Below are 15701 nucleotides of genomic sequence, written 5' to 3'. Positions count from 1 at the left end.
GTGCCGTGCAGGATCTTGATCGCGTTGACCACCCGGGTCAGCAGATTCTTACCGTACGACCCGTTGTAGGCGACATTGTCATGGTGCAGGAAGGAGCCGTCCTCATAGAACCCATCGGTGATGCCGTCGACAGGGCTGACGGGGTCAATATCGGCCATCACGGTCAGATGCTGGGAGATGCCTTCCTCGATCGCGTCGTCGTCGCCGACCAGGGCTCCTTGCACGAAGTAGTTGGTGGTCATGTCGGCGCGGTTGGCGCCGGTGTGGAACTTGGGCTCGAAGGTCAGGTGGCTGTGCATGACGTCCACGCAGTACAGGGTCAGGTCCGGATCGACGTCAGCGATCGGATCCCGCATGAACGCAAGCATCATCGTGATCTGGTGGGCAGAGCCGATCTCCCAGTCGAACCAGTCGCCGTACTTCTCACCGGTGCCGGTGTAGATGTCTCCGGGGACGTCATAGTAGGTCTCAGTTACCCACCGGAGTGCTTCGATCACCCGGTCCTGCCGCTGTCGGTCTCCGTACGAGGCTGCTCCGGGCGTCACGGTGGCCAGCGCAATCTCAGCGAGCGCGCGGAAAGTACTGGTCATACGTCCGCTGGCGGTAGCGCCGGTGGTGGAGTTCTCCAGTCCCAGGCGGACGTCGACGATCACTCCGGAGTACTGCACCCAATCCGAGTTCGGACGTAATCGTCCGAACATCTGGTCCGAGCGTGTCTGGATGGCAGCGATCTTATCCGCGACGGCCGGGTGTGCGTTGCTGTCCTCGGTCCCGGTGTACAGGGCGGCATAGTTTTCCAGAATCGCGTTCCGGTCGAGAAGCAGGTCATCGGCTCTCGCTGTCCGCTGAGTAAGGGGCAGACCCGCGATCGCGATACCCAAGCCCGCGCCGGCGGCGATTCCCAGAACTTGTCGTCTGCTCAGACCAGGCATGCTTTGTCCTCCATCTACCTCCGGCGTTTCCAAAGGACGCAGCGGCGCGCCGTTGTCAGCCAGTGCAAGGAATTGAATCCGCACCCCAACGAATGAATCAAGAATGAACGTCGTTCTTCTGGGAATCGTACGCCGCTGTGCGGCAGGCCCCGGCTTTCTCCACACATGGCAGAGTGTGTTCGTTGGACTTGCCACAACCCGTTCATGGGAGGAGGTACCGATGCAGCCGATCACGCGGGCCGGAGTTGTGGGCCTGGGCACGATGGGCCGCCGGATCGCGGGGATGTTGGTGCGAAGTGGCGTCACGGTTCGTGTCTTCGACATCGCCGGTGTGCCAGCAGAACTCGGCAGCACCGATCGGGCAGAACTGGAGGTCGCCGGGTCGATCGAGGAGTGTGCGGTCGATGCGGACATTGTGTTCGAGTCGACCTTCGAAAGCCTTGAGGTAAAGCAGGAGGTGCTCGCCGCGATCTCCGGAGCCACGGATACGGTCATTGCGTCCAACACCTCGACTTTCCGGCCGAGCGTGCTCGCTACCTTCGTACAACGGCCGGAGCGTTTCCTGCTCACCCACTTCTTCAATCCGGCCGATGTGGTCCCCCTGGTGGAGGTCATCCGCGCGCCCACGACCGCAGAGGTACACGTGCAGGCCGTCCTCGATCTGTTGAGCCGTCTGGGGAAACGACCCGTGGCTGTCGGTGAGGTTGAGGGGTTCATCGCCAACCGGCTCCAGGCCGGGGTGCTGCGCGAAGCCTTTTCCCTGGTCGCACGGGGGATTGCCAGCCCGGAGGACGTCGATGCGGTGATGCGGTATGGGCTCGGACCGCGCTGGGCCATTGCCGGTCCGATCGGCATCGCGGATCTGGGTGGGCTCGATGTGTGGGAGGCGGTGTGTGCGGAAATCTTCCCGACTCTCGACAACGCCGATGCGCCTCCGGCGTCGCTCGTCGAGCATGTCAGAGCCGGCCGGCTTGGCGCGAAGTCCGGAAGTGGTTTCTATGACTACGCCGACGGTCGGGACCAACGCCTCGTGGCCTCGATACAGGATCTGTTCACCCATCTCGACGCAGCCGCTGCAGACGGTTAGCCGCACGGCCGACCGAGCGTAAGCCTGCATCCGCTGCGTGCAACCGTGGAGCGGGACTACTTGGTTGTCAAAGGTCGAGAAGGAGGGCGAGTGTGTTGCGCACTTGCCCGAGAGTGACCGGCCCGATGTTGCCCCGCTGCCCGGTGACACGGGCGACAGCCACCGATCGGACGTGCTGGCATTGGACTGCGGACGGAGTGTCCAGGCCGTTGTCATCATCGGGCGGGATCAGGACTTCGGCCCCGCTGTCGCGGAGCGTGCGGGTGAGGGGTACCACCTGGATAACGTTCGGACTTCCACGGAGCACCCGGCGGGCAGTCACTACGATGGCCGGTCTGGTCATTCCTGCTTCCGATCCAGCGGGCGGCCCGAGGTCTAGATTGACGACGTCACCCGGCGTCAGCATCGAGCCACGAGATTTCGTCGCCGGTCAGGGGGCCGGCGAGATCGCGACCCATCTCATCTTGACGTAGCAGCCTGACGGCGTGCGCCACGGTCTCTGCGACCGTTGATCGTCGATGGCTCGCGAGGTCTCGTAGTTCGTCGCGAGTGGCTTTGCTGACCCGGATGGTCGTGGATTCAGACATGCACTTACATCACCACATGTAGATGGATTTGTCTACAGCCGGGAATGGCGAGGGCTTCCGGCCAACCGGGCATCCAGCTCCTCCGTCACGCTCTACAGGCTGGCACGGGGGAGGGACGCTCATTCCCCGGGCTCGACCTCGACCACGGCTTCCACCTCGACCGGTGTGCCGATCGGGAGTTCGGCCACGCCCACAGCCGAGCGGGCGTGCCGGCCGCGGTCCCCGAGGACCTCGACGAACACCTCCGAGGCGCCGTTGGCGACCTGCGGTTGGTCCCGGAACCCGGGCGCGGAGGAGACGAACACGGTGAGCTTGACGACCTGGGCGATCCGATCCAGTGACCCCAACTCCTCCTGCAGCCGGGCCAGCAGGTTCAACGCGCACTGGCGGGCGCAGGCCTGACCGGTGGGGACATCGACGTCGCCGCCCAGCACCCCGGTGGCCAGCAGATCACTGCCCACGAAAGCCACCTGTCCGGACATGTGCAGCACCTGACCGACGCGGCGCAGCGCGCGGACGGTGGACTGGGGTCCGGGAGCCGCTGAGGGGACCGGTTCCAGGGCAGCGAAGCGGGCGTCAGCGCCGGTGGTGGGGGAGTTGTTCATGGTGTTCTCCTTCTCGGTGTGGGTTGCTGGTCATGCGGGTTCAAGGACCTGGCCGGGTGCGGCGTCGGTGTCGGCGCCGCCGTAGATGACCACCCGTCCTGCGACCAGAACGTGGGCCACTCCGTGTGGCGGGAGCAGCGGGTCGGCGAAGGTGGCCCGGTCGGAGATGCCGGCCGGGTCGAAGACCACCAGGTCCGCAGCGTAACCGCGGGTGATCCGTCCCCGTTGGGGCACGGCGAACCGCTCGGCGGCATCCTGGGTCATCCGTTTGATCATGGCCGGCAGCTCGGCCACCTGCTCCTGGCGCACGTAGCGCCCCAGTACCCGGGCGAATGTGCCGGCGGTACGCGGGTGCGGCCGGCCGGGCAGCGGGATCGTGTCGGATCCGATGAGCACGTCCGGGTGGGTGATCAGGGTGCGCACGTCCGCTTCGCTCATCTTGTGCAGCACCACCAGGCAGTCACCGCGCAACTGTTGCACCAGGCCGGTGAGGACTTCCGCCGGGGGGCGACCGTCGTCGTCGGCCAATGCGGCGACGCTGCGGCCCTCGATCTCAGGACGGGCCGGTGCGAAGGCGATGGTGATGCCATCCCATCCAGCCGCAGCGACGAAGTTCTGCCAGCCGGGCAGCCCGGTCTCGAATTCGCGCGCGACCCGACGGCGGACCTCCGCCTGGTCGAGCCGGGAAAGCATCGCCTCGATCCCGCCGTCATTGACCCACGGGGGCAGCAGGGCCCGCAGCAGGGTGCTGCTGGCGGCGTAGGGGTAGACATCACCGCGGACGTCGATACCGCCGGCGTTCGCGGCCTCGATCTGGTCCAGCACTGAGGCTGCTGTGCCCCACCGTTGCCGGCCGGCGACTTTCAGGTGGGACAGTTGCACCCGCGCCCCCGTCGTGCGGCCCATCGCGATCGCCTCGGCCACTGCCTGGTGGACCATGTCCATGTCGTTGCGCATGTGGGTGGCGTAGATGCGCCCGGCACGTGCCAGCACCTGGCCCATCGCGTGCAGTTCCTCCGGTGGGCTGTACATCCCCGGTGGGTAGACCAAACCGCTGGACATCCCGAACGCCCCCTCATCCAGGCTCTGGGCCAGCATGTGGCTCATCACCCGGGTGGCCTGGGGGCTGTCGGGTTCGCGGCCCAACCCAGCGGCGGCGGCGCGCAGTGTGCCGTGACCCACCAGCGGCGCCACATTGGTCGGCAGGGACTGGGCGCTAAGTGCCTCGCGGTAGTGCGCATAGGAATCGAAAGCGCGCGCAGCGGGGCCGAACAGGGCACCGATGTGATCGCGGATCGCTGCCTGCCGGGCGGGTGTGGTGGGGAACGGCGTCCACCCGCAGTTGCCCGTGACTTCGGTGGTGACCCCTTGTCGCACCGAGGCGCGCGAGACCTGTGTGGCGCTCGCCGGCAGGAAGGCGGTGAGGTCGCTGTGGGTGTGCACGTCGATGAAGCCCGGCGTCACCACCAGGCCGGTGGCGTCGATCTCGGTTTCCGCCCGGGCCGGGGTCAGGTCACCGATCGCTTCGATCCGACCGCCCCGCACACCGACGTCAGCCACCTGGCCGGGCGTGCCGGTGCCGTCCATGACCAGACCGTTGCGCACGATCACAGTAAACATGGTGGCTCCGGTGGGTGGCCGGTCGGTGTGCGGGGGCGGTTCGGGATCAGCGGGGTGCGAGCACTGTCTGGCGCTGGGCGCCCAGGTGGTCGATACCGAGTTCCATGGTGTCCCCGGGCTGCAGGAAGATCTGCGGGTCGTGACCCATGCCCACTCCGGGCGGGGTGCCGGTGTTGATCAGGTCCCCGGGTTCGAGCACCAGGAACTGACTGATGTAATGCACGATCGTGTAGACGTCGAAGACCATCGTGGCGGTGGATCCGTCCTGGCGGCGGGTGCCGTTGACGTCCAGCCACATGCCCAGGTTGTCCACGTCGTCGATCTCCTCCGGGGTGGTCAACCACGGACCGGTGGGGTTGAACGTCTCGGCCGACTTACCCTTCAACCACTGCCCGCCGCGGCGGGTCTGAAACTCCCGCTCGGAGACGTCGTTGACCAGGACGAACCCGGCGATCGCCTCGCGCGCCTGCTCGGGGGAGTCCAGGTAACTGGTGCGCGTGCCGATCACGATGCCCAGTTCGACCTCCCAGTCCACCTCGTTGGCGCCCCGGGGGATGCGCACGTCGTCATTGGGGCCGATCAAGGTGTTGGGGGACTTGGTGAACAGGATCGGCTCTTCGGGGACGGCCTGACCGGTTTCGGCGGCGTGGTCGGCGTAGTTGAGTCCCACGCACAGGATCTGGTGCGGGCGGGCGATCGGTGCGCCGATGCGCTCCCCGGCGAAGGTGTGGGTCTGCCCGGCCGCGCGGCGCTCCTGCACCACCTGGCGCAGTTGGTCCAGACCGTCGCGAGCGAAGAACGTCTCGTCGAAGTCACCGGCCACATCTCCGACGTTCACGTAGGTGGACTCATCGAGACGGACCACGGGCCGCTCCTGGCCGAGTGGGCCCAGACGCATCAGTTTCACGGGGATTGCTCCTTGGGTTTTTGTGGGGGAGGTGTGCGGGGAGGTCGGGATCAGGTGCCGCGGTGGGGTGGTGCGTGCGCGGGCCGGTTGTTTACGGACATCCCGCCTCCATGTAATGCAGGCTTGGCCAGTGCGGTGTACTGCCCGAGGGCACCTCGATGATGCGTAGCCGGCGGCGCCCAGTGCTCCCTGCGGTCCGTCAGTGTCTGGTCTACCTGCTGCGGACTGACTCTTTGTCCTGCGACGCCGACAATATCGAGACGACGCCCAGGAATGTCGATCTCGATGAGATCGTTCTCCGCCAGGAAAGCCACCGGCCCACCATCCACGGCTTCTGGATACGCGTAGCCCACGCATGGCCCGCGGCTGGCGCCGGAGAATCGCCCGTCGGTGAGTAGCGCCGTGGTCGAGGCCAGCACCGGATCGGAGGCGATGAGTTCGGAGAGGAAGAACATCTCCGGCATACCGTTGGCACGCGGCCCCTGATACCGCACCACCACCACATCGCCGGGGCGTATCTTCTCGGAGACCAACGCTTCGATCGCGTCTTCCTCGCGGTCGAAGACGCGAGCGGGGCCGGTGTGGGTTCGCATCGCCTCTGCCACGGCGTGCGACTTGACGATCGCACCCTCGGCCAGGTTCCCGCTGAGCAGCACGGTCGAGCCGGAGTCGAACACGGCTTCGGTCACGGGCTTGATGATCTGGTCAGGCTGAAGGTGGTAATTGCCCAAGAACATCGCCGCGTGCCGCTGCAACTGGGTGCCGTTGATCCGGTCGAGATTCTCTCCGAGAGTGGTGCCGCTCACGGTGAGTGCATCCAGGTGCAGGTGGTCCCGTAGGTGGTGCATCAGGGCGGGCACACCACCTGCGTACCAAAACAGTTCGGTGGGGTAGCGGCCCGCCGTCTTGGCATCGACCAGCACGGGGGTGCGCTGGTGGATTGCATCGAAGTCCGCCGCACTCAGTTCTACGCCGGCTTCTTCGGCAATAGCGATCAGGTGCATCACCGCATTGAGCGACCCGCCGATCGCGGCGTGGGTCGTGATGGCGTTCTCGAACGCTTCCCGGGTGAGGATTGCGCGTGCGGTGATGCCTTCGTGGAGCAGTTCCACTGCCCGTTGACCGGCACCTCGCGCCATCCGGCGAATCTCTGCCATCGGTGCGGGGATGAGGGCGCCCCACGGCAGTGCTAGGCCGAGTGCCTCGCTGATCACCTGCATCGTGGCTGCGGTACCCATGTACTGGCATGCTCCGCACCCGGGGCAGGTGAACCGCTGGAAGGCGAGGAACTCGTCCAGGTCCATCCGGCCTCGGTCCACCAGCATCTTCATGCTCCATAACTCTTCATTGGAGCGATGCTGGGGACCGGTGGCCATAGCTCCGCCGGGGACGTGCACAGAGGGTAGATCGAGTCGCGCCATCGCCAGCAGGTGAGCCGGAACGGCCTTATCCCCTGAGGAGGACAACACCATCGCATCGAACGGGGTGGCGTTGGCGTGCACCTCAACCATGTTCGCGATGAATTCACGGGAGGCCAACGGATAGCGCATGCCATCATGGGCTTGGGCAACGCCGTCGCAGATGTCGGTGGTGGTGTACTCAGCCGGCTTCCCGCCTGCTTGCAGGACGCCCTTGGCGGCCTCGGCTCCCAGGTCACCCAGGTGGTAGGAACTGGGGTGGGAGGCACCGGCTGCGGTCTCCACCAGCACTTGGGGTCGTTCCAGGTCGGCAACCGACCAGTCCATCGCCATGCGTAGGGCGTCGCCCTCGAAACTGAACTGCCGAACGCGCTGGCTGGCCAGTGTCTTCTCGGCGGCCGACTTCGGTGTGGACCGCCCGGTTGATTCCGTCACTGTGACCTCTCTAGATCAAGCCAACAGACCGTCTCGGGGAATGGAACTGCAGGTTCATTGTTCGGTACTTGGCAGGCGAATGCAAGAGCCCCGTCACGGTCGCGGCAGTTGAGCCTGGGATGCGGAGAGTGCGAGGTCGGTGGTTCGCGGCGGGCTCGCGCCCCAAGGAGGATATCCGCTGGTAATCTGCCTGGCGAAATCTGAGTTCTTTGCAGCGGAAGTTGCGATGTGGCAAGTTGCCGCACATCAGGGAAGGCGGAGTGGTCACCATGCCTCACCAAGATCAAGACCTGAAGTCCGAGTTGCCCGAGGTCCAGGTTCTCCGGGGGAGGAACCCCGGACCAACGGTGACCGTGCTCGGTGGTGTGCATGGCGATGAGTTTGAAGGTGTGCTCGCCGCGCGGCGGATCGCCACATTGCTCGACACCGACGCTCTCAGCGGTACCGTCCGGGCGGTGGCGCCGGCACATCCGGCCGCCTGGCGCGAAACCAGGCGGGAGAGCCCGTCTGATGGCCTCAATCTTGCTCGTGTCTTCCCGGGAAGAGCCGACGGTTCGGCGACAGAGCGTCTCGCCCACCACCTGACTACGGAAGCAATCATCGGCGCCGATGTGCTTATCGATCTGCACTCCGGCGGCCTGGGCTTCGATATGCCGCTACTCGCCGGATATCACGCTGGCGAAGGTGAACTCTGTGAGCGTTCCGGGCAACTCGCGGCAGCCTTCGGTGCGCCGTTCTTGTGGCAGCATCCCACCGCTGCGGGCGGGCGCTCTCTCTCTGCGGCGGCAGCGCATGGGGTCGCCTCGTTCTACGTGGAAGGCAGGGGAGGGGGGCAGGTTCGCCGGGACGAATTGGATTGCTACGTTGACGGAGTACTGCGGGTGCTGGCGCACCTCGGCATGATCGAGGGGGATGCAGTCTCGACAGAGCCAGTCCTGGTGCGTGGTGACGGCAACACCGATGGGGGCATCACGGCGCCGCGAGCCGGCTACTTCGTCACGTCCGTGGGAGTGGGGGATTCTGTTGCCGCGGGTTCGGCGTTGGGGCAGATCGTCGACGACGACGGATCGACGGTCGACGTAGTGAGCAGCCCACTAGGTGGTGCGATCATGCTCCTTCGACGCAGGACGCGGGTGGAAGAGGGCGACACCTTGGCGATCGTGGCTGCCTACGTGGAGGGGCAATGATGAACGAGGATCTGTCGCAGCTTGAACCGGCTGAGAGTGCCAGTGTCCAAGGGGTCACCATGGGCGAAGGCCGTACCCCGATGGTGTCCTTGGACGCGCTGGCGCGCCGATGGGGGCTCGCTGGGTTGTGGGCCAAAGCCGAGTACCTGAACCCGACCGGATCGTACAAGGACCGGATCGCCGCAGCGAGTATGTCCAGGGCGCTGCGGGAGGGCTACCGCGGTTGGATCGGTACCTCATCGGGTAATGGAGGTGCCGCCATGAGTGCCTACGGTGTCCGTGCCGGCCTGCCGGGCATCCTGCTCGTGCTTCGTGAGGCCCCGCAAGAGAAGTTGGCCTCGATCGCGCCTTACGGGGTGCTGTTGCTCTCTATGGACCGGATGGGGCCAGAGGTGATGGCGGGGCTGGGGCAGATCGCAGCCGCGGAGAGGCTACTGCTGACGATTACGACCCATGCGCACAACCCGCATGGAATGCGCGGAGCGGATGCGATCGGTACGGAGATCGCCGCACGCGGCGGCATCACTCAGGTGTACGTCCCGACCGGAGGTGGTGGTCTCCTTGTCGCTACTGCTCGTGGCCTGGGTGCAGCAGCCTGCCGAGCCGCCGTCATTTCCACCCAACCGGCCGGCTGCGCGCCGATCGCGCGGACGCTGACCGGGGAGTTGTCCCACCCCAGTATCGACGAGTGGTCCACGCATATCTCGGGGCTCATGCTGCCCCGCCCGCCCGACGGCGAGGCAGCGGTCGCAGCAGTCCGTTCATCCGGCGGGTGGGGAGTCCCGGTAGCCGACGAGGACGCCTGGGCCGCCCAGGACCTCCTTGCCCGCACCGAGGGCATCTTCGTGGAGCCCGCCGCAGCGCTCGCCTTGGCGGCTGTCCGCCAAGACGTTGAGCAGGGACGCCTGGGGGCTGCGGATCAGCCGTGCGTCGTGCTCACGGGGCACGGTCTCAAAGACCTCGGCCGCTTCACCGCGAGTGATCGACGGCCCACGCCCACGACGACGGAGGAGATCCCCCAGCGTTTGACCCGCTGGTTACAGCAACTTTGATCGGGCGAGCGTCACTCGGTAGTCGCGGTCACGGGACCGGGGCCTTCGGCAAGCGTGGCACCCAGCGCCTCATCGATCACGGCCACTGTCTGCGCAATGTCCTCATCGGTGTGAGCGGTGGAAATGTACCAACGCCCCCCGGGCAGCGCGAACACCCCGCGACGCAACATCTGCACGACGAAGCGGTCATAGAATTCCTGATCGGCCGCCATGAAGTCGGTGAACGTGTTGTTCCTGGCCACACCGGGCGCGCACTGCACCACGGGGCCGACGCCACCGATGGCAGCAGTCACGCCATGGCGGGCGAACGCGCTTCGCATACCGTCGGCGAGCGCGCTGCCGCGTCGCTCGAAGGCCTCATACACTCCTGGTTCAGCCAGGGCGTCCAGCGTCGCTCCACCGGCTGCGAGGACCACAGGGTTCCCGTTATAGGTGCCTGCATGCACGATGCCGGAGGTGGTGCGGTCGATGATCTCCGCCCGACCGGCTACCGCTGCCAGTGGATATCCCCCGGCGATGGCCTTGGCCAGTACGACCAGGTCCGGCCGTACGCCGTAGCGAGTGACCGCACCGCCGGTGTCGATCCGGAATCCGGTGATCACCTCATCGAAGATGAGAACCGCACCGGTGGCATCGCACAACTCCCGCAGTCCCTCGAGGAACCCCGCTGGTGGCTCCAGGACGCCCGAGTTTGCCATAACCGGCTCAAGGATGATTGCCGCGATATCCGCTTCCGAGGACTGCGCCAGTTCGGTGGCGGTTGCCAGGTCGCCCCACTCCACCAGGTGAAGATCATTCAATGCGTTGGGGTTCTGACCCTGACTGCCGAGTCCGAGAGTGCCGTCTGTACCGGGGCGGTAGCCGATCAGCATGGAGTCGGACCAACCGTGATAGTGCCCACCAAATTTGATGAATCGCTGCCGACCAGTCACGCCGCGAGCGAGCCGCAGCGCCACCTGGGTGGCCTCCGACCCGGTGTTGGACCACAGCACGCGTTCGGTGCCAGGGATGCGCTCCAGCACCTTCTCGGCGACTTCTGCTTCAAGCAGATGACCCGATCCGTAGGTTGCGCCCAAGGGAAGTTGGCGTTGAACGGCCTCAGTCAATCCGGGGTGCCCATGGCCGAGGATGACGGGTCCCCAGCCGAGGACGTAGTCCAGATAACTGTGGCCGTCCAGGTCGGTCAAACGTGGCCCGGAGCCACCTTCGAAAAAGAGCGGGTGCGGCTTCATTGCCGCCCGGAGCCCCGTGGAGACACCACCGGCGAGCGAACCCTTGGTGCGTTCCCAAGCCTGTTCAGATGCAGGCCACGCAGCGATCGTCATGGGGAGTCTCCTCTTATTCAACCGTGTTCATGAAGCAAGTTTTGGCCATTGGAACGTGCATTCCACCAGGCGTCACGCTACTATCGCCCTATGGAACGGTCAATCCCTTGGACGAAACCCGCCGTATCGACGACCGGAGAGCCGCTCCCGCGTTTTCGAAGTCTGCCCGATCCGACCGTGGAGCCCCAAAACGTGGGTCGGCAAGGGTGGTACCGCGACAATCTGCTTCTGCCGGCACTGACCCTGCGGGTGAGTTCCCTGGAACATAACGCTCGCCTGCAGGCCCAGTGGTGCGAAGCGAACGACGTCGAGCAGGCACCACATGCAAAGACGCATATGTCACCGGAGATCGTGCGGCTGCAGTTGCAGTCCGGTGCGTGGGGCATGGCGGCGGCCTCAGTCCACCAGGCGAGGTTCCTTGCGGCGACGGGGGTAGATCGGATCATCCTTGCTCATGAAGTCGTCGACCGTGGAAATGCCACCGCCCTGGCGCGATTGGCCCAGGAATATCCTGACGTCCAGGTGGTGCCGATCGTGGATTCCCTCGCGGGTGTGGAGATGGTCGCTCAACATCTGGACCGCGCCGGGATGCGGAACCCGCTACCGGTCCTGGTCGAGTTGGGGGTGACCGGAGGGCGGACCGGAGTGCGGGATGAGGCTGATCTGATCGAGATCGCCGAGGCAGTGCACGGGAGCTCCGCGCTGACGTTGGCGGGGGTTGAAGGTTTCGAGGGAATCCTTCCCGTCGGACGTGATGAGGCATCTTTGGAACGCATCGATGCTTTCCTGGCCCGGTTGGTGGCTGTCACGGTCGAACTGGATCGTCGTGATCTCTTCGATGAAGTCACCGAAGTCCTGCTGACTGCCGGAGGGTCGGTCTACCCGGACAGACTCGCGAAGGTCGACCGGCCGGAACTGAGCGTGCCGCTGCGGCTTGTGGTGCGTTCGGGTGCGACGATCACCCACGATCACGGTGCCTCGGCGGCGGCTGCGCCTCTGGCTCCGGAGGCGGACCACCCCCTGGGGGGGCTACGGCCCGCATTGGATCTGTGGGCTGCCGTGGTCTCTGCACCGGAACCAGGACTGGCCCTGGCGAACTTCGGCAAACGGGACGCTCCCTATGACAGCCGTATGCCGGTGGTGCTACAGGTGTTGCGGAATGGCGAAGCCATTGCCACCGATGGAGTGACAGTGGACCGGATGAACGATCAGCATGCTTATGTCTCTCACGGCGGGCAGGTGCAAGTGGGAGATGTGCTCCGCTTAGGCCCGTGTCACCCCTGTACGGCGTTCGACAAATGGTCCCTCGTGCCACTGCTGGACGATCAGGACGCCGTGGTCGGCGCGATCACCACGTGGTTTTGATCTCCGGCAGGTAACCGGTCACCATGTCATTGGACTGGTGCGGCGAGGAAGGGCATGCACATCCACGGGCGTGATGCCTGGTCCAGCGACTTCGATGGCTTCTCGGGCGATGTGGCCCAGGGCGCCGCGCCAGGCAATCGCACCCTTGACTACGATCACTGACGCTTGCGCTGGATCGATCCCCTGACTGGTGAATTGCTCCTCGTGGAATGCCGGAGTGCGGTCAGCCATGACGAGCAGGGTGACACCGCCGACGTCGATCACCGCAGTGGTTCCCATGGAGAATTCGCGTCCGGTCATCCATGGTCCCGAGGTGCGGTAACGGCCGTCGCTGATCCGACGGACCCGGCCCCGGATTCGCAAGGGAACACCATGGTGTGTGTCGGTCTTGGCGCCCACTAGCGTTTCGATGTCAGCTCCCTCGCCGAGTTCCTGTGCGAGCAGAGCAACGTCACGATCCACGATCGGCACGACGGCGTCGGTAGCCCCGGCTCGCAGCAGTTCGGCCAACAAGGCCGTGCCATCGCCCGCTGACCCGCCTCCGATGTTGTCGGCGACATCCGCCAGTACCACTGGACGGACCGGGCTCGCCAACGCCCGGCGCACGGCGGTAGCCGGATCGTCCCGGGCGACCTCGAAGTCCGCGGCGTGGGCGGCGATGTCGGCGACGGTCTCGTCCAGAACCTCGACTGCCGCTGCGGCGTGAGCCTCGTCATGGATCGCCAGCACGCTCATGCCGGCACGCTCGACATCGGAATAGGCGAAGCCGCCAATCACGCACACCCGATGAAGCCCGGCCTGACGGGCGCGCGCTGCAGCCCGAACTTGTAGGTCGGCCATGGGGGTGGCGTCCGTCGCCTGGGCCACCGGGCAGACCAGCAGGGGCACCTTGCGGATGGCGGTGCGTAGCGCCGTACCGGACAGGACCGTATCCAGCAGTCCGGCTGCCTCCGCACCTCGCTCCCGCATATCGATGTGTGGATAGGTGTCGTAACTGATCAACACATCGGCCCGGTCCACCAGTGTGGGCGAGGGATTCGCGTGCAGGTCGAGCACCGCGGCCATGGGTATCTCACCCGCGACCTCCCGAACCAGTTCCAATGCGGTGGTTTCGGTATCCGGGTAACCGTCAGCAACCATGGCGCCGTGCAGGTTGACGAGGGCACCGTCGAGGCGACCGGCCTGCTGCAACGCCCGGCGTGCCCGGTCGAACAGTTCCGACATCGCTTCTTCGTCAATCGGCCCGGACGGCCATGCGCCGGCGGAGAAGATCGGCACCAACTCGAACCCCTGTGCGTCCAGGAAGCCTCCGATCACGGAGCCGACGTCGGCATTAGCCTGCGCGAGGGTCTCGCCGGAGAGCAACTCGAAGTCACGAAACTGCTCTATGGATGTCGGGGTGGCGGAGAATGTGTTGGTCTCGTGCCAGAAGCCGATAACACCGACGCGGCGGGTGGGACGGGGCATGGCAGTTGCCTTTCGCTCGTTGGCGGTGATCGTCACACAAGGACCATCCACCGCGGATGCACATTCCGAGCAGTGGGACGCCGACACCAGTAGCTGACTATTGCGCGTGATAAGTCTAGACGATTAGGGTTGCGTCGAATAAAACACAGTTTGCTTTTGATGGAACGAGGGCGAAGTCATGGCGGGTCGTCGCGCAGCGCAAGTGTCCGGAGCCCCCAGGATTGCGGTCGCGAGCCTGATGTTCGAGGCCAACACGTTCGCTCCGGGTCGTACGCGCATGGATGCATTCGAAAGCACCACCTTCGCCTCGGGTGCAGATGTCTTGGAGGCCGGCCAAGGGCTGGACTCGGTCGCCGGTGCTGTGGCGATCGCGCGCGAAGCGGGCGCACAGGTCATACCGACCACATCGGCGGGCGCGCTCAGCGGACCGATATTGGCTGCCGGAGTTTACCCACGGTTGCGCGACCGGTTGCTCGATGGCTTGGCATCGCATCGCGGAGAGGTCGATGGCATCTACGTGCAGTTGCACGGTGCGATGGTGGCCGACGATGAGGACGACGTTGAGGGAGACCTGCTGGAGCAGATAGCCGCCTTGATGGGAGTGCCGGTTGCTGCGTCCTTCGACCTGCACTGCCACTTCACGGCCCGGATGGCAGCGGCCACCCCACTCCTTGCCGGGTACCACACTCTTCCGCACGTGGACATGGTCTCCACCGGTGAACGCGCCATGCGCCTCCTTCTCGCTGAGCTCGAAGGAGCACAGGCCCGGCTCGCGTGGCAGAAGATCCCAATGATCACCTCGGCCGAAGGGCAGGACACGAACCAGCCACCCATCCGCGAAGTGATGGACCGGATCGGTGAGATCGTCAACGAACCCCACGTTCTCGATGCTTCGCTTTTCATGACCCAACCTTGGCTCGACGTACCTGATCTGGGTTGGTCCGCCGTCGTTGTTACCGCCGGCGAAGGCGGGTTGGCCGAGCAGCGCGCCGCGGAACTGGCCCAGATGGCGTGGGACCGACGCACGCAAGTTCGGGCGCCTAAGGTGCCGATCAGTGAGGCACTCCAGCGTGCCGGGTGCACGGCACCCGACCCCACCCAAGGGCCGGTCGTGTTCGGGGACGGCGCCGATAGTGTCTCCGCGGGTGCCACTGGTGACGGCGTCGAGGTCCTCGCCGGACTCCTCGCTGCCTCGCTGACCGGCCGTGCCCAGGTGATCGTCACCGACGGCGAAGCATCCAAAGAGTGTGCCACGGCCGGTGTGGGTGCGGACGTCACCCTCACCGTTGGAGGCTCCCTGGCTCCTGAATTCCACGGCCAGATCGGGGTCACCGGCACCGTGGTGAAACTGACCGACGGCCGGTTCACATCGCTCTATCCGCCAAGCCCGGTCGATCTCGGTGCAACGGCGGTCGTGCGTGTGGGTGACCACCTGCATGTAGTCATCGTGGAACGGCCCGCGAGTCAACTGGATTACCAGTTGTACGAGCACGTCGGCTTGGACCCGCAGGACGCGCATATCGTGGTGACCAAATCAGCCGGCGGATATCGCGCGTTCTATGAACCGATCGCCCGGGAATGCATCGACGTCGACACCCGGGGCCCCTCGGACTCTCGGCTTGACCGCATGCCCTTCCGCCGGGCCGACCGCCCGCTGTGGCCACTGGACCCCGACACTGCGTGGCGACCTGCCGCGAACTGACCCCCCGCCCGT

Annotated in this window: 13 protein-coding genes and 1 pseudogene; 5 read left to right on the top strand and 9 right to left on the bottom strand. The window is 65.6% G+C overall.

The genetic code is table 11. From position 1 onward, the window contains the following. A pseudogene (locus ACPL7H_RS18160) lies at positions 1–932 on the bottom strand (polysaccharide lyase family 8 super-sandwich domain-containing protein); the annotation flags it as partial. 220 nt (positions 933–1152) lie between these two features. Between ACPL7H_RS18160 and ACPL7H_RS18155 the strand changes: the two are divergent. Continuing rightward, the gene (locus ACPL7H_RS18155; RefSeq protein ID WP_424798163.1) at positions 1153–2019 is read left to right on the top strand and encodes a 3-hydroxyacyl-CoA dehydrogenase family protein; all 867 of its coding nucleotides are present in this window, start codon (positions 1153–1155) and stop codon (positions 2017–2019) included. 67 nt (positions 2020–2086) lie between these two features. On the opposite strand, the gene ACPL7H_RS18150 is transcribed toward ACPL7H_RS18155, so the two are convergent. The 6 genes from ACPL7H_RS18150 to ilvD all read right to left on the bottom strand — a co-directional run bounded on the left by ACPL7H_RS18150 (position 2087) and on the right by ilvD (position 7591). Continuing rightward, positions 2087–2362: a type II toxin-antitoxin system PemK/MazF family toxin gene (locus ACPL7H_RS18150; protein WP_424798162.1), complete on the bottom strand. Its 276-nt coding sequence runs from the start codon at positions 2360–2362 to the stop codon at positions 2087–2089. 46 nt (positions 2363–2408) lie between these two features. Continuing rightward, positions 2409–2606 carry a hypothetical protein gene (locus ACPL7H_RS18145; RefSeq protein ID WP_424798161.1) on the bottom strand — a complete coding sequence of 66 codons (198 nt, stop codon included), beginning with the start codon at positions 2604–2606 and terminating at the stop codon, positions 2409–2411. A gap of 119 nt (positions 2607–2725) precedes the next feature. Next, positions 2726–3211, bottom strand: a complete 486-nt coding sequence (locus ACPL7H_RS18140; protein ID WP_424798160.1) for a RidA family protein — start codon at positions 3209–3211, stop codon at positions 2726–2728. 30 nt (positions 3212–3241) lie between these two features. Further along, on the bottom strand, positions 3242–4831 hold the full coding sequence (locus ACPL7H_RS18135; protein WP_424798159.1) for an N-acyl-D-amino-acid deacylase family protein: 1590 nt from the start codon (positions 4829–4831) through the stop codon (positions 3242–3244). Between the two features lie 46 nt (positions 4832–4877). Beyond that, entirely contained in the window at positions 4878–5738 is an 861-nt protein-coding gene (locus ACPL7H_RS18130; RefSeq protein ID WP_424798158.1) for a fumarylacetoacetate hydrolase family protein, read from the bottom strand. Positions 5739–5788: 50 nt separating this feature from the next. Next, a complete protein-coding gene (gene ilvD, locus ACPL7H_RS18125) occupies positions 5789–7591 on the bottom strand; it encodes a dihydroxy-acid dehydratase (RefSeq protein ID WP_424798157.1) in 1803 nt (600 codons plus the stop codon). 347 nt (positions 7592–7938) lie between these two features. On the opposite strand from ilvD, the gene ACPL7H_RS18120 reads away from it, so the two are divergent. Together ACPL7H_RS18120 and ACPL7H_RS18115 are read left to right on the top strand one after the other, a co-directional pair. Continuing rightward, positions 7939–8778 (top strand): succinylglutamate desuccinylase/aspartoacylase family protein, encoded by an 840-nt coding sequence (locus tag ACPL7H_RS18120; RefSeq protein WP_424798156.1) that lies wholly within the window; start codon positions 7939–7941, stop codon positions 8776–8778. Positions 8779–8837: 59 nt separating this feature from the next. After that, entirely contained in the window at positions 8838–9830 is a 993-nt protein-coding gene (locus tag ACPL7H_RS18115) for a pyridoxal-phosphate dependent enzyme (RefSeq protein WP_424798155.1), read from the top strand. An 11-nt stretch (positions 9831–9841) separates the two neighbouring features. Here ACPL7H_RS18115 and ACPL7H_RS18110 read toward each other — a convergent pair whose 3' ends face one another. Then, positions 9842–11155, bottom strand: a complete 1314-nt coding sequence (locus ACPL7H_RS18110; protein ID WP_424798154.1) for an aspartate aminotransferase family protein — start codon at positions 11153–11155, stop codon at positions 9842–9844. Positions 11156–11203: 48 nt separating this feature from the next. Here ACPL7H_RS18110 and ACPL7H_RS18105 point away from each other — a divergent pair, with 48 nt between their 5' ends. Continuing rightward, a complete protein-coding gene (locus ACPL7H_RS18105) occupies positions 11204–12520 on the top strand; it encodes an alanine racemase (protein WP_424798153.1) in 1317 nt (438 codons plus the stop codon). Positions 12521–12538: 18 nt separating this feature from the next. On the opposite strand, the gene ACPL7H_RS18100 is transcribed toward ACPL7H_RS18105, so the two are convergent. Next, positions 12539–13987: a M81 family metallopeptidase gene (locus ACPL7H_RS18100; protein WP_424798152.1), complete on the bottom strand. Its 1449-nt coding sequence runs from the start codon at positions 13985–13987 to the stop codon at positions 12539–12541. Between the two features lie 178 nt (positions 13988–14165). Here ACPL7H_RS18100 and ACPL7H_RS18095 point away from each other — a divergent pair, with 178 nt between their 5' ends. Beyond that, positions 14166–15689 carry a M81 family metallopeptidase gene (locus tag ACPL7H_RS18095; protein ID WP_424798151.1) on the top strand — a complete coding sequence of 508 codons (1524 nt, stop codon included), beginning with the start codon at positions 14166–14168 and terminating at the stop codon, positions 15687–15689. The last annotated feature ends 12 nt before the right edge of the window (positions 15690–15701 follow it).

The organism is Pseudactinotalea sp. Z1732 (genome assembly GCF_049724975.1).
Lineage (GTDB): Bacteria > Actinomycetota > Actinomycetes > Actinomycetales > Beutenbergiaceae > CALKWS01.
Note: the sequence above shows the minus strand (reverse complement) of the source record. Positions and strands in the feature narration are given on the sequence as shown.

Coding starts and splice junctions, on each gene's coding strand:
- ACPL7H_RS18155 (WP_424798163.1), top strand. CDS start 1,153: ATGCAGCCGATCACGCGGGCCGGAGTTGTGGGCCTGGGCACGATGGGC.
- ACPL7H_RS18150 (WP_424798162.1), bottom strand. CDS start 2,362: ATGACCAGACCGGCCATCGTAGTGACTGCCCGCCGGGTGCTCCGTGGA.
- ACPL7H_RS18145 (WP_424798161.1), bottom strand. CDS start 2,606: ATGTCTGAATCCACGACCATCCGGGTCAGCAAAGCCACTCGCGACGAA.
- ACPL7H_RS18140 (WP_424798160.1), bottom strand. CDS start 3,211: ATGAACAACTCCCCCACCACCGGCGCTGACGCCCGCTTCGCTGCCCTG.
- ACPL7H_RS18135 (WP_424798159.1), bottom strand. CDS start 4,831: ATGTTTACTGTGATCGTGCGCAACGGTCTGGTCATGGACGGCACCGGC.
- ACPL7H_RS18115 (WP_424798155.1), top strand. CDS start 8,838: ATGGGCGAAGGCCGTACCCCGATGGTGTCCTTGGACGCGCTGGCGCGC.
- ACPL7H_RS18110 (WP_424798154.1), bottom strand. CDS start 11,155: ATGACGATCGCTGCGTGGCCTGCATCTGAACAGGCTTGGGAACGCACC.
- ACPL7H_RS18100 (WP_424798152.1), bottom strand. CDS start 13,987: ATGCCCCGTCCCACCCGCCGCGTCGGTGTTATCGGCTTCTGGCACGAG.
- ACPL7H_RS18095 (WP_424798151.1), top strand. CDS start 14,166: ATGGCGGGTCGTCGCGCAGCGCAAGTGTCCGGAGCCCCCAGGATTGCG.